Genomic DNA, 13443 nt, shown 5'->3' with positions numbered 1-13443 from the left:
TTGGAGCTTCATCGTTCGACTTGCATGTGTTAAGCACGCCGCCAGCGTTCGTCCTGAGCCAGGATCAAACTCTCCGTAAAAAAACAGAAAAACCATCCTGGCCGAAATTGATCAAGAGCATCCAAAAAAAATGCTACTGAGTACAATCTCAACCAAACAAACATTTGGCATCAATCACTCGACACGCTGTTGAGTTCTCAAGAAACGATCGCTCACCTTGGTTCAGCTTTTCAGCCGCACTTTCCGGGGCAACCTCTTCAGGTTATCACCGCATTTCTTCGCTTTCAAATCGGCTTTTCTTCCGATTTCGAGCTCCGAGAGCGGTGGTTTCGCCTTGCTGATCCGGCCTTGCCTTGCGGCTTGTCCGTTCCCTCGCCGGGCGACTCGGAGAACACTACGCCGATCCCCGCGTGATGCCAAATCGGGGAGGGTGCGACCTGCGCCACACCCTCCCCGACCGTGACGAACGCCCGGAGCTAAGCGGAATTCTGGGGCAGCCGCGCAGCCGCCTGGTGCTTGCGACCTCGCTTGATGACGGCCACCTGGCCGTGCAGGAAGTCGTTCTCGTTCAGGCTTGCCTCGACATCGGTGATCTTGTCGTTGTTGACCGAGATGCCACCGTCACCGATCAGCCGGCGCGCCGCGTTGCGGCTGTCAGCGATCCCGACGGCGATCAATGCCTCGACGATGCCTGTCCCGACCGCCACCTCGCCGCCAGGGAGCTCGGTGGTCGCATCACGCAGGGTGCGGGCGTCCAGAGCGGTGATGTCTCCCTTGCCGAACAACGCTTCGGACGCAGCCTGAACCGCCTCGGTCGCATCGGCGCCGTGCACCAGGGTGGTCGCAGCTGACGCGAGTGCCCGCTGGGCCGCGCGCTTGAACGGTTCGTCCGCCACCTGGCGTTCGTACTCGGCGATCTCCTCGGGACCGAGGTCGCTGAACACCTTCAGCAGCTTCACCACTTCGGAGTCCTCGACGTTGACGAAGTACTGGTAGAAGGCGTACGGCGAGGTCATCTCCGGGTTCAGCCAGATGGCGTTGCCCTCCGACTTCCCGTACTTGCGTCCGGTCGAGTCCGTCAGCAGCGGCGAGGTTAACGCGTGCACATGCGCGGAGTCGGCCAGTCGCACCAGGTCCACGCCGGCGATCAGGTTGCCCCACTGATCGGAACCCCCGACCTGCAGCGTGCATCCGTGGGCGCGGTACAGATGCAGGTAGTCCAGCCCCTGCAGGATCTGGTAGCTGAACTCGGTGTAGCTGATACCCGTGTCCGAATTCAGCCGCGCCGAGACCGCGTCCTTCTTGATCATCGCGTTCACCCGGAAGTACTTGCCGTAGTCGCGCAGGAAGTCCAGGGCACTGATGCCCTCGGTCCAGTCCAGGTTGTTGACCATGGTGGCCGGGTTGTCACCGTCGAAGTCGAGGAATGACTCGGCTTGCGCGCGGATCGAGGCCACCGCATCGGCGACCTGATCCTTCGTGCGTAACACCCGCTCGCTGTCCGGCTTCGGGTCACCGATGAGACCGGTCGAACCACCGACGAGGCAGATCACGCGATGGCCCGCCTGCTGCAGCCGGCGAAGCTGCATCAACTGGACCAGGTTGCCGAAGTGGAGGGACGGAGCCGTCGGGTCGAAACCGCAATACACGGTGAGCTTCCCCTCGAGCGCTTCCCGCAGCGCGGCCTCGTCGGTGGTCTGCGCCACCAGGCCCCGCCACTGCAACTCGTCGAAGATGTTGCTCACGTGTCCGTCCTCCCTTTCTACCGCACGCAGGCTCCGTGCGTCGTTGATCGTGGTCAAAGCCTGCCTTACGGCCGGGCCGGCCTGCGACTCGGTTTCGCCGGCCGATACGCGGAGACGTACGGGTCCTCGGTGATCCAGAAGCGCCATGGGAACAACTCACCGTCGCCTCCCGGTCCGCTGACACCCACTCGTGGCCCGCTCGAAGTACATTTCGGGACCGTTGCAGGGACGAGCAGCAGGTCCGGCGCGGAACCCTCCATGGACATTCCGTCATGCGTCCGGTCGAGCGCGAGCGCCTGCGCCAGGCGTCCGGGGCCCCGGGCCAGGTCGCGATCCGACACCCCGCCACGTCGCGATCGAGCCAGATCGACACCGTCCACGACCTCGCCCGCACGGATCAGCACCCCGTGGCCGGTGCCCTCCGGTCCGCACACGAGGTTCAGCGCGTGGTGCATCCCGTAGGTGAAGTACACGTACGCGTGCCCGACCGGGCCGAACATCGACGCATTGCGCGCGGTGCGACCCCGAAAGGTGTGCGCACCGGGGTCGTCACTGCCGGCGTACGCCTCGGCCTCGGTGATGCGGACGGTGACTCCGGCGTGCGAAATCAGGCAGCCGAGGACGTCGTGCGCCACCTGCGTGACCGGCGCGTCGGCGCGGGGACGCAGCCCGGCACCGCAGGGTTCGAGAGCGTCGCGGACCACTCGGTCAGGCCTTCACGACCCGCTGCTGTGACCACGAACGAGCCTGTGCCGCAACGATCTTGGATACTTCGCGCTGCTCCTCGACGCGCTCCGGAGCGGTGCCACCCTGGGAGTTGCGCGACCCGAGTGATCCGGGCACGGTCAGCACCTCGCGCACCGCGGCAGTGAGCGCCGGATTGATCGCGGTCAGTTCGTCGTCCGTGAGATCCCATAGTTCCTTGTCCTGGGACTCGCAGACGCGGACGCACTCCCCCGCCACTTCGTGCGCGACCCGGAAGGGCGTGCCTTCCCGCACCAACCATTCCGCGATGTCGGTCGCAAGCGCGAAGCCCTGCGGGGCGAGCGCTTCGAGCCGGTCGGTGTCGAACACCATCGTGTCCACCATGCCTGCGAATGCAGGAAGGAGCACCTCCAGGGTGTCGACCGCGTCGAACACCGGTTCCTTGTCCTCCTGCAGGTCGCGGTTGTACGCGAGCGGGAGTGCCTTCAAGGTGGTCATCAGACCCGTGAGATCGCCGACCAGACGTCCGGCCTTGCCACGCGCGAGTTCGGCGACATCGGGGTTCTTCTTCTGCGGCATGATGCTCGACCCGGTCGAGTAGGAGTCGTCCAGCGTGATGAACGAGAACTCCTTGGTCGCCCAGAGCACGACCTCCTCGGCGATCCGGGAGATGTCCACCGCGGTCATCGCGGACACGAAGGCGAACTCGGCGACGAAGTCACGGCTCGCAGTTGCGTCGATGGAGTTCATCGCCGCCCTGCTGAACCCGAGGTCGGCCGCCACCGCACGTGGGTCGAGGCCGAGGCTGGAGCCGGCGAGCGCGCCCGAACCGTAGGGCGATTCGTCGGCGCGCTTGTCCCAGTCGGCGAACCTCTGCACATCCCGCAACAATGCCCAGGCGTGCGCGAGCAGGTGGTGCGACAGCAGCACCGGCTGCGCGTGCTGCAGATGGGTGCGACCCGGCATGGCAACACCGTGGTGTCGTTCGGCCTGCCCGATGAGCGCGTCCACCACGTCGAGGACGAGACCGCTGACGACACGGGCATGATCGCGCAGGTACATCCGGAAGAGGGTGGCGACCTGGTCGTTGCGGCTCCGGCCGGCGCGCAGGCGTCCGCCGAGGTCGTCGCCGGCACGCTCGATGAGCCCGCGTTCGAGAGCGGTGTGGACGTCCTCGTCGTCGACTGCGGGTTCGAAAGCGCCGGTGCGGACGTCATCGAGCAACCGGTCGAGTGCGGCGATCATCCCGTCGCGCTGCGCATCGTCGAGCAGTCCGGCCGAGTGCAACACACGCGCGTGAGCCTTGGACCCGGCGATGTCGTAGGCGGCCAGTCGCCAGTCGAAGTGGGTGGACTTCGACAGTGCGGCGAGCGCGTCGGCCGGCCCCCCGGCGAACCGGCCTCCCCACAGACTCACGCGGTCGTTGCTCGGTACTTCGTTCGTCATGCCTGCCCTTGTGCGAGTTGGATGAAGTAGTCGCGGACCTGCGGGGCCGCTTGCTTGTTTCCGGCGATCACCATGATCGTGTCATCCCCGGCGATGGTTCCGACGACGTCCCGTGGACGCGCGTGGTCGATGGCCGACGCGAGCAGACTGGCGCCGCCCGGCGGCGTCTTGAGAACGACGAGGTTCTCGGACTGATCGGCCGACACCAAGAGATCAGCGCACATGCGTCGTAGTCGACCCTCCGGCTCGGCGAGGGTGGCCACCGCGGTGCCGTCGCCGCCCTCGGCGGCGACGGCGTACACCAGTTGTCCACCCTTACGGAGCTTGACCGCTCCGAGGTCGTCGAGATCGCGGGACAACGTCGCCTGAGTCACTGAAAATCCCTGTGCGGCAAGGATTTCCGACAGTTGTGTCTGGGATTGGACTTCCTCGCGAGCGAGCACATCCGCAATGGCGCGGTGCCGTGAGGCACGCGTGCCGGTGATCATGACGACTGCTCCAGCAGGAAGGCCATGAGTGCCTTCTGGGCGTGCAAGCGGTTCTCGGCCTCATCCCAGACCACCGAGCGCGGCCCGTCGATGACGTCGGCCGAGATCTCGAAACCGCGGTAGGCGGGCAGGCAGTGCATCACGATCGCGTCCGCGGCAGCGTGCCCGAGGAGTGTCTCGTCGAGCGCGAACCTCGCGAAGGGACTCTCGACGCCCTTGCGCGTCTGTGCCTCGGTCTCTTTGCCCATCGAGACCCAGGTGTCGGTGATGACGACGTCGGCCCCCCGGACAGCGGTGATCGGATCGTCGCCCACCGCAACCGAACCGCCGGTGTCCGCAGCAATCTCCTGCGCTCGCTCGAGGACTGCCGGCTGCGGACGGTGCGAACCCGGGGTGCCGATCCGCACGTGCATGCCGGCGAGTGACCCGCCGAGGAGGTAGGAATGCGCCATGTTGTTCGCGCCGTCGCCGACGTACGTGATGGTGAGGCCGGCGAGGTCTGCCTTGTGCTCCTTGATGGTCAGCAGGTCGGCGAGGATCTGACAGGGGTGGAAGTCGTCGGTGAGAGCGTTGACCACCGGCACACCCGCGAACTGCGCCATCTCCTCGATCCGGTCCTGACCGAAGGTGCGCCATACGATGAGCGACACCTGGCGGCCAAGGACGCGTGCCACGTCCGCCACCGACTCCCGGGTGCCGATCTGCGCCAGGTTTCCGTCGACCACCGTCGGGAAGCCGCCGAGTTCGGCGACCCCGGTACTGAAGGACAACTGCGTGCGCAACGTCGGCTTGTCGAAGATGATCGCCACTGCCTGCGGACCGGCCAGCGGTTGCCGGGCGGTGCGATCGGCCTTCATCTGCGCGGCGAGGTCGAGCACCCGCGCCTGTTCGGCCGGGGTGAGGTCGTCGTCACGTAGGAAGTGACGCGTCATGAGGTGGCCTCCGTGATGAGGGTGGGCAGGGCGTCGACGAAGGTCTGCAACTGCTCCTGGACAATGATCAGCGGCGGAGCAAGACGAATGGCGTTCGGCGCAACGGCGTTCACGATGAAGCCTGCGTTCCGGGCGGCCGTCACGACGTCGGCGGACAACTCATCGCGTAACTCCACGGCGAGCAGCAGTCCGCGCCCGCGGACGCCGGCGACGCGCTCGTCATCCAGATCGTCGACAGCGGCCGCGAACCACTCGCCGAGCGTGCGGGCGTTGTCCAGCAGATCGTCCCGCTCGATGACATCGATGACCGCCAGTCCAGCGGCGCAGGCCAGTGGGTTTCCGCCGAAGGTGGTGCCGTGTTGGCCGGGTTGGAGCAGGGCCGAGACCTCGGCACCGAACGTGACCATCGCACCGATCGGGACGCCACCGCCGAGACCCTTGGCGAAGGTCACGGCGTCCGGGACGATGCTCGATCTTTGATGCGCAAGCCAGTCACCGGTTCGTCCGACACCGGTCTGGATCTCGTCGACGATCAGCAAAGCGCCTGCGGCAGAGGTGATCTCACGTGCCGCCCGGAGGTACTCGTCGTCGGCGACACGCACCCCCGCCTCGCCCTGGATGGGCTCGAGGAAGACTGCCGCCGTCCGGTCGTCGACCGCGGAACGCAACGCGTCCGCGTCGCCGAACGGGACGTGGACGACGTCCGGCAGCAGGGGTTGGAACGGCTCTCGATAGGCCGCTTTGTGCGTGAGAGCCAGTGCGCCGGTGGTGCGCCCGTGGAAAGCGCCCTCGCACGCGACGATCTTCGACCGGCCGGTGCGGCGGCTCAGCTTGATCGCGGCTTCGTTCGCCTCCGCACCGGAGTTGGCGAAGAACACCCGCGATCCTTCCGGCGCCCGGCTGATCCGAAGGAGTTCGTGCGCCAGGGCGACCTGGGCAGGGCTGGTGAAGAAGTTGGAGACGTGCAGCATCTCGCCGGCCTGTTTGGAGACGGCGGCAACCAGGTCAGGGTGGTTGTGACCGACGGCGTTGACGGCGATCCCACCCAGCAGGTCCAGGTAGCGCTTGCCGTCCAGATCCCAGACGTAGCATCCGTCGCCGCGATCGATGACCAGCGAGGGGGCGCCGAAGACCGGGAGGAGCTCCTCGCTGTACTGCGCAAGAGCGGTCTGCTGATTTGCGGTCGTGTTGTCGGTCATGCGTTCTCCTTCGGAAGCAGCATGGTGCCGATTCCGGCGTTGGTGAAGATCTCGAGCAACACCGAGTGCGGTCGCCGACCGTCGATCACGTGCGCCTGCGGCACTCCCCCGTCGATGGCCCGGATGCAGGCCTCGAGCTTGGGCACCATGCCGCTGTCGACGCGGGTGAGCAACTCCCGCGCGTCGTCGACGGGCAGCGTGCTGAGCAGGCTCTCGCGGTCGGGCCAGTCGGCGTAGATGCCCTCGACGTCGGTCAGCACGACGAGCTTGCGAGCACCGAGCGCGGTTGCCAGCGCCGCCGCAGCGGTGTCGGCGTTGACGTTGAGAACTTGTCCTTCGACGTCCAGATCGGGCGCGACCGAGGAGACGACAGGAATACGTCCTGCGTCCAGAAGGTCCTGTACCGCAGCGGGATTCACCGTCTCGACGTCACCGACCAGGCCGATGTCGACCGTCTCGCCTTCGACCACAGCACCGCGCTTACGAGCACCGAAGAGTGAGGCGTCCTCCCCCGACAAACCCACGGCCAGTGCGCCGTGGTTGTTGATGAGGCCGACGAGTTCGCGCGAGACCTGCCCGGTGAGCACCATGCGGACGACGTCCATCACCTCGGGTGTGGTGACCCGTAGACCGCCCTTGAACTCACTCTCGAGGCCGAGGCGGGTGAGCATGGCCTGGATCTGCGGGCCTCCGCCATGCACCACGACGGGACACAGACCGGCGTACTTCAAGAAGGCGACGTCCTCCGCGAAAGCTGCCTTGAGGGTGTCGTCGGTCATCGCGTTGCCGCCGTACTTGATGACGACGAGAGCACCCCGGAACTGCTCGAGCCAGGGCAACGCTTCGACGAGCGTGGCCGCCTTGTCTGCGGCGGCGGCGAGGGAGACGGAATCACGGAGTGTCATGCAAGCACCTGCGTTCTGGCAACAGCTGTCATTGCGATCCTGATCAAGGTCCCCGCGAAGTACCGAGCGGAGCATCCGGAGCGAGGACTTCGTGGGGTGATCATGTGGAGTAGGCCGAGTTCTCGTGCACGTAGTCGTGGGTCAGGTCGTTGGTCCAGACCGTGGCGGACGCGTCGCCGGCGTGCAGGTCGACGACGACGTGAACTTCACGTCCGGAAAGGTCGACCAGCGATCGGTCGTCCCCGACACCGCAGCCGCGGCAGACCTGGACGCCGTTGACGTTGACGTCGAGCCGCTGCGGCTCGAAGACCGCGTCCGTCGTGCCGACCGCCGCGACGATGCGGCCCCAGTTGGGGTCGTTGCCGAAGATCGCACACTTGAACAGGTTGTTCCGTGCGATCGCCCTGGCGACGGTCAATGCGTCGGATTCGCTTGCGGCAGTGCGAACTTCGATGGCGACCTCATGATGGGCACCCTCGGCGTCAGCGATGAGCTGTCGGGCCAGCGAGCCGCACACCTCGGTGACGGCGGCGATGAGGTCCTCCTGGCTCGGGCGGACCCCCGACGCGCCCGAAGCCAGGAGGAGGACTGTGTCGTTGGTCGACTGGCAACCATCGGAGTCGATGCGGTCGAAGGTCGTCGCCGTCGCGGTACGGAGCACGCCGTCGAGTTCGGACTGATCGACGACCGCGTCAGTTGTCACCACGACGAGCATCGTGGCGAGTGCCGGCGCCAGCATCCCTGCACCTTTGGCCATGCCGCCCACGGACCAGCTGGCACGCTGCACCACAGCCTGTTTGGGCACGGTGTCGGTGGTCATGATCGCGCGCGCAGCGTCCTCACCACCGTCCGGCGTCACCGCCGAAACCAGTTGCGGCACAGCGCTTTCGATCTTGTCCATCGGCAGAAGTTCACCGATCAGACCTGTCGAGCAGACTGCGAGATCACCCGATGCGATCCCGAGTGCATCCGCCACCAGTTCCGCAGTGCGGTGCGTGTCGGCGAAGCCCTGCGGCCCGGTGCACGCGTTCGCGCCCCCCGAGTTCAGGACGACGGCGTCGACTCGACCGTCACCGACCACGATCCGCGACCAGGTGACCGGCGCAGCCTCCACGCGGTTGCTGGTGAACACCGCCGCTGCGTAGTGGTCGGGACCGTCGTTGACGACGAGAGCCAAGTCGGGGTTGCCACTGGTCTTGAGGCCGGCAGTGACTCCGGAAGCCCGGAAACCCTTGGGTGCTGTCACGGTCAAGGCGCCACTCCTACGGTCGGAAGTCCGGTGCACTCATCAAGACCGAGCGCAAGGTTCATGCACTGCACGGCAGCTCCGGCGGTGCCCTTGGTGAGGTTGTCGACCGCGCTGGTCACGACGAGTCGGCCCGCATGCCGATCGACCGCGAACTGCAACTGGACGTTGTTCGATCCGAGCACCGCACCGGTGGACGGCCAGACACCCTCGGGCAATAGCTGGACGAACTGCTCTGTGCGGTAGGCGTTCTCGTACGCTGCCCGAACGTCGCCCTCGGTCACGTCGTCCTTGGGACGGGCCGTACATGTCGCGAGGATCCCGCGCGGCATGGGCGCCAGGGTCGGTGTGAACGACACCGAGACCTTGGCGCCTGCGGCGCGTGCGAGGTTCTGCTCGATCTCGGGGGTGTGACGATGCCCGCCGCCCACCCCGTACGGGCTCATCGATCCCATCGTCTCCGCACCCAGCAAGTGCGGCTTCAGGCTCTTCCCCGCACCGGACGTGCCCGATGCGGCGACGATGACCACATCGTCGAACTCGACGAGACCGGCGGCGAAGGCCGGCGCCAGCGCCAGGCTGACTGCGGTGGGATAGCACCCGGGGACGGCGACGCGTCGGGCTCCTTCGAGAGCCCCGCGCTGCTTACCGTCAGCGGTAACAAGCTCAGGCATGCCGTACGGCCAGGTGCCGGCGAAATCGGTGTCGTAGAACGAGTTCCACGCCACCTGATCGACCAACCGGAAGTCGGCACCGCAGTCGATGACCACCACGTCGTCGGGCAACGAGCCGGCGAGCGCGGCGCTCTGCCCGTGCGGGAGGGCGAGGAAGACGACCTCGTGGCCGGCGAGGAAGTCCGCGGACGTCTCGTCGAAGGTTCGATCGGCCACCGGCGCGAGGTGCGGGTGCACAGAACCCACCCGCTGCCCCGCCTGACTGCCGGCGCACAGGGCACCGATCTCGACGCCCGGATGGGCGACGAGCAACCGGACGATCTCTCCCCCGGCATAACCGCTCGCTCCGGCGACAGCAACCTTGACCATTCGGAAACAATACACCGCCGTGCATATTCATGCATAGCGGTGTACTGCTGCCATCGCGTGGCCTTCGTCACGCTCCGCGCAGAACCGCCCCGTGCTTCGTGCTCGCCGCACTCACGGCGCCGTCGCGCATGCTGTTGACCTCTTCGGTCTTCAGGGTCCGGTCGGCCCGGAAGGTCATCCGGAAAGCCAAGGACTTCTTGCCCTCGCCGACCTGATCACCCTCGTAACTGTCGAACAACTGGATCTGCTCGAGGTCGTCGCCTGCCGCGGAGCGCAGCGTCTGCAGGACCTCTCCGGCCCGCACGCAGGAGTCCACGGTGAGCGCGATGTCGCTCTGCACGATCGGGAAGTTGGACAGCCCGACCGCCTGCGGTGTCGAGGACGCCGCGATAAGTGCGTCCAGATCGAGTTCACCCGCGACCGGACGACCGGTCAGTCCAAAGGAGGTCACCACCTTCGGGTGCAACTCCCCCGCCGCGCCGATGACCGTGCCGTCCGCCAGAACGAGTTCTGCGCACCGTCCCGGGTGGAACGGGGCAACTGCTGCGGTGCGCACCTGGATCGGAACGGCAAGGGCATCACCGACGGCGAGGGCGGCCGCGATCGCGTCGGACCAGTCGGCCACCCGTCCCTGCCCCCACCAACCGCCGCGATCGGTTTCACCTGCCATGGCCCAGGCAAGGTGCCGCGGCTGGTCGGGCACGGCGTCCTCGATCGCGCGAACGGCATCCGGACCCGGGTAGGTGCCGACCGGGAAGGTCTGCGCCTGGCCCGCGGCGCCGGCGATCACCAGGCCGTGTTCGAACAACGCTACGTCTCGCTGTCCGCGAGAAACGTTGCGGCGCAGGGATTCGAGCACATTCGGCAACACTGCCGTACGAATGAGCGGCTCCTCCTCCGACAGCGGATTGGCCACGCGGACGGTGACTCGACGCACGTCGTCGGCCGCGTACCCCAGCTGGTCGAACGACTTCTCCGCGACGAACGGAGCACTCCAGATCTCCCAGAATCCACGCGCCGCCAGAACGTTCGCAGCGATCCGTCGTGCCTGCTGGGCACGGGTCAGCCCGCGACCGCCGGGCGCCGCCGGCACGATCGAGGGGATGGCGTCATAGCCCTCGATCCGGGCGACCTCTTCGGCGAGGTCGGGCCAGTTCGCGAGATCGGGGCGCCAGGTCGGCGGCGTGACGCGCAGGTGATCGCCGGATCGCTCGACGGCGCACCCGATCTGCTCCAGCACCGACACGACCTGCTCGGTCGTGTAGGGCACGCCGACAAGGCGGCCCGGCTGTGCCGCGTCCAGTTCGATGACCGGTCGCCGCAACGGTGAGTAAACGTCGGTGACGCCCTCATCGGCGGCACCACCGCCGAACTCGATGAGCAGGTCGACTGCCAATTGCGCTGCGGCGACAGCGACTTCGGGGTCGACACCACGTTCGAAACGCTTTGATGCCTCGGTGGCCAGCTTGTGTCGACGTGCCGAACGGGCGATCGAGGTCTGATCGAAGCGGGCCGCCTCGATGAGCACGTTGCGGGTGGACTCGCTGACCTCGGAGTCCTCGCCCCCCATGACGCCGGCAATGGCCAGGGCCCTCTCCCCCGCGTCCGTGATCAGCAGGTCCTCGGGGAAAAGATCGCGCTCGACGTCGTCGAGGGTCTTGAGCTTCTCGCCCGCGCGGGCACGACGCACGACGATCGGCCCGGTCAGGGTGTCGACGTCGAAGGCATGCAACGGCTGACCGAGCGCAAGCATCACGTAGTTGGTGATGTCGACCGCGAGCGAGATCGGGCGCATACCCGCCTCGGTCAGGCGGGTGGCCATCCACTCGGGCGTGGCTGCGGACGGGTCGATGCCGCGCACGACGCGGGCCACGTACCGGGTGCACCCGATGTTGCCGCCCACCGGGGCGTCGTCCTGGACCTGCACCCCGAATCCGGAGTCGTTCGCGGCAGGCGCCTTGTCGACCAGCGCAGGCGCGGGGTCGGTGTAGGCGGCACCGGTCGAGTGCGAGTACTCACGCGCCACACCGCGGATGCAGAAGCAGTAGCCGCGGTCGGGGGTGACGTTGATCTCGACGGTCTCCCGGTCGAGGCCGAGCAGCGGCAACGCGTCCTGGCCGGCTGTGAAATCCACGCCCGGGACACGCTCGGTCAGACGGATGATACCGCCGGATCCGTCGTCCGGAAGGCCGAGTTCGTCTGCAGCACAGATCATTCCGGCGGACACGTGACCGTAGGTCTTACGCGCCGAGATGGCGAACCCGCCCGGCAGCACCGCTCCTGGCAGCACGCAGACGACCCAGTCACCGGCGTCGAAGTTGTGCGCGCCGCAGACGATCCCCTGGGGCTCACCCGAACCGTTCGCGTCACCGACGTCGACCTGGCACCAGTTGATCGTCTTGCCGTTCTTCTGCTGCTCCGGCTCCTTGGAGATAACCCGGCCGACGACGAGCGGTCCGGTGATGTCACCGCCGTGGATGCCTTCCTCCTCCAGGCCGACCTTCACCAGGGCGGCCGCGACGTCGACACCGCGTGCATCGGCCGGGACTGCGACGTACTCGCGCAGCCAATCGATCGGCACCCGCATCAGATCTCCATTCCGAACTGGTTGTTGAAGCGAACGTCGCCCTCGATCATTTCGCGCATGTCGGCCGCGCCGGTGCGGAACATCAGCGCCCGATCGACGCCCATGCCGAAGGCGAATCCGGAGTACTTCTCGGGGTCGATGTTGCAGGCGCGCAACACGTTCTGGTTGACCATGCCGCAGCCGCCCCACTCGATCCAGCCGGTACCGGAACAGGCGCGGCAGTCGGGATCCTCGCCTCGGCAGACGAAGCAGCGCAGATCCATCTCGGCCGACGGCTCGGTGAACGGGAAGTACGACGGACGCAGCCGCGTCACGATGCCCTCGCCGAACAGTTCGGTGGCCATCCGGTCGAGCGTGCCCTTCAGGTGGGCCATCGTCAGGCCTTCGTCGACGGCCAGTCCCTCGATCTGATGGAAGGCCGGCATGTGCGTCGCATCGAGCTCGTCGGTGCGGAAAACCCTTCCGAGACAACCGATATAGAGCGGGGCTCCACGTTCGAGCATGGCGCGCGCCTGCACCGGCGAGGTGTGCGTGCGAAGCACGAGGCCGGCGTCCGCCGGCTCGATGTAGAAGGTGTCCTGCATCTGCCGGGCCGGGTGATCGGCGTCGAAGTTGAGGGCGTCGAAGACGAACCACTCGGCCTCGACCTCGGGACCTTCGGCGATCTCCCAACCCATGCCGACGAGGATGTCGGCGATCCGCTCGCCCATGAGCTCGGTGGGGTGACGACGGCCCAGCGGGTTACGCCCGGAGATCATCGTGACGTCGACGGCTTCCTCCACCAGGATGCGTTCGTCGCGCTCGGCCTCCAGTTCGCTCTGGCGCTCCTTCAGCGCTGCGCCGACCTGACCACGCGCCTGCCCGACCCGCTTGCCGGCCTCGGCCTTCGCAGTCGGCGGCAACGCGCCGATCTCCCGGTTGGCGAGTGCCAACGGCGACTTGTCGCCCTGGTGGGCGGTGCGGACGGTCTTGAGTTCGTCAAGGTTCGACGCAGCGGTGATCGCGGCGAGCGCGCTCTGAACGGCTTGCTCGATGGCAGCGGGGTCGAGTGCGGCGACCTCCACCGGGTCGTACTGGGTGTTGGGGCCTGACATCGCTCTCGTCTCTACGTTTTCGTCGGATCCGGGCGTGGATGCGTCCGGTTCAC

General features: G+C 66.9%; 11 protein-coding genes and 1 rRNA gene. All 12 read right to left on the bottom strand.

Annotation, left to right across the window (positions count from 1 at the left end; genetic code table 11):
- Positions 1-80 (bottom strand): 16S ribosomal RNA (locus tag EU513_RS16185); the annotation flags it as partial.
- 396 nt (positions 81-476) lie between these two features.
- Positions 477-1745 (bottom strand): tyrosine--tRNA ligase, encoded by a 1269-nt coding sequence (tyrS, locus tag EU513_RS13370; RefSeq protein WP_205744785.1) that lies wholly within the window; start codon positions 1743-1745, stop codon positions 477-479.
- Between the two features lie 65 nt (positions 1746-1810).
- Positions 1811-2449: a DNA-3-methyladenine glycosylase gene (locus EU513_RS13365; RefSeq protein ID WP_239701720.1), complete on the bottom strand. Its 639-nt coding sequence runs from the start codon at positions 2447-2449 to the stop codon at positions 1811-1813.
- A 4-nt stretch (positions 2450-2453) separates the two neighbouring features.
- A complete protein-coding gene (gene argH, locus EU513_RS13360; protein ID WP_129626753.1) occupies positions 2454-3896 on the bottom strand; it encodes an argininosuccinate lyase in 1443 nt (480 codons plus the stop codon).
- On the bottom strand, positions 3893-4384 hold the full coding sequence (gene argR / locus EU513_RS13355; RefSeq protein ID WP_129626751.1) for an arginine repressor: 492 nt from the start codon (positions 4382-4384) through the stop codon (positions 3893-3895). Before argR ends, argH begins: the two co-directional genes overlap by 4 nt.
- Entirely contained in the window at positions 4381-5316 is a 936-nt protein-coding gene (gene argF, locus EU513_RS13350; protein WP_129626748.1) for an ornithine carbamoyltransferase, read from the bottom strand. The genes argR and argF overlap by 4 nt, the downstream gene beginning before the upstream one ends.
- Entirely contained in the window at positions 5313-6515 is a 1203-nt protein-coding gene (locus EU513_RS13345) for an acetylornithine transaminase (RefSeq protein ID WP_129626746.1), read from the bottom strand. The genes argF and EU513_RS13345 overlap by 4 nt, the downstream gene beginning before the upstream one ends.
- Entirely contained in the window at positions 6512-7420 is a 909-nt protein-coding gene (gene argB / locus EU513_RS13340; protein ID WP_129626744.1) for an acetylglutamate kinase, read from the bottom strand. The genes EU513_RS13345 and argB overlap by 4 nt, the downstream gene beginning before the upstream one ends.
- Positions 7421-7520: 100 nt before the next feature.
- The gene (argJ, locus tag EU513_RS13335; RefSeq protein ID WP_129626742.1) at positions 7521-8672 is read right to left on the bottom strand and encodes a bifunctional glutamate N-acetyltransferase/amino-acid acetyltransferase ArgJ; all 1152 of its coding nucleotides are present in this window, start codon (positions 8670-8672) and stop codon (positions 7521-7523) included.
- Positions 8669-9709, bottom strand: a complete 1041-nt coding sequence (gene argC / locus EU513_RS13330; RefSeq protein ID WP_129626740.1) for an N-acetyl-gamma-glutamyl-phosphate reductase — start codon at positions 9707-9709, stop codon at positions 8669-8671. The genes argJ and argC overlap by 4 nt, the downstream gene beginning before the upstream one ends.
- A gap of 67 nt (positions 9710-9776) precedes the next feature.
- Complete coding sequence (pheT, locus tag EU513_RS13325) at positions 9777-12296, bottom strand: phenylalanine--tRNA ligase subunit beta (RefSeq protein ID WP_129626738.1); 2520 nt, start codon at positions 12294-12296, stop codon at positions 9777-9779.
- A complete protein-coding gene (gene pheS / locus EU513_RS13320) occupies positions 12296-13390 on the bottom strand; it encodes a phenylalanine--tRNA ligase subunit alpha (protein ID WP_129626736.1) in 1095 nt (364 codons plus the stop codon). The genes pheT and pheS overlap by 1 nt, the downstream gene beginning before the upstream one ends.
- Between the last annotated feature and the right edge of the window lie 53 nt (positions 13391-13443).

This window comes from Yimella sp. RIT 621 (assembly GCF_004146205.1).
Taxonomy (GTDB): Bacteria; Actinomycetota; Actinomycetes; order Actinomycetales; family Dermatophilaceae; genus Yimella; species Yimella lutea.
The sequence above is the reverse complement of the archived record's forward strand: the minus strand, read 5'-3'. Positions and strand labels throughout refer to the sequence as shown.

Coding starts and splice junctions, on each gene's coding strand:
- argR (WP_129626751.1), bottom strand. CDS start 4,384: ATGATCACCGGCACGCGTGCCTCACGGCACCGCGCCATTGCGGATGTG.
- pheS (WP_129626736.1), bottom strand. CDS start 13,390: ATGTCAGGCCCCAACACCCAGTACGACCCGGTGGAGGTCGCCGCACTC.
- argC (WP_129626740.1), bottom strand. CDS start 9,709: ATGGTCAAGGTTGCTGTCGCCGGAGCGAGCGGTTATGCCGGGGGAGAG.
- pheT (WP_129626738.1), bottom strand. CDS start 12,296: ATGCGGGTGCCGATCGATTGGCTGCGCGAGTACGTCGCAGTCCCGGCC.
- EU513_RS13345 (WP_129626746.1), bottom strand. CDS start 6,515: ATGACCGACAACACGACCGCAAATCAGCAGACCGCTCTTGCGCAGTAC.
- argH (WP_129626753.1), bottom strand. CDS start 3,896: ATGACGAACGAAGTACCGAGCAACGACCGCGTGAGTCTGTGGGGAGGC.
- argF (WP_129626748.1), bottom strand. CDS start 5,316: ATGACGCGTCACTTCCTACGTGACGACGACCTCACCCCGGCCGAACAG.
- argB (WP_129626744.1), bottom strand. CDS start 7,420: ATGACACTCCGTGATTCCGTCTCCCTCGCCGCCGCCGCAGACAAGGCG.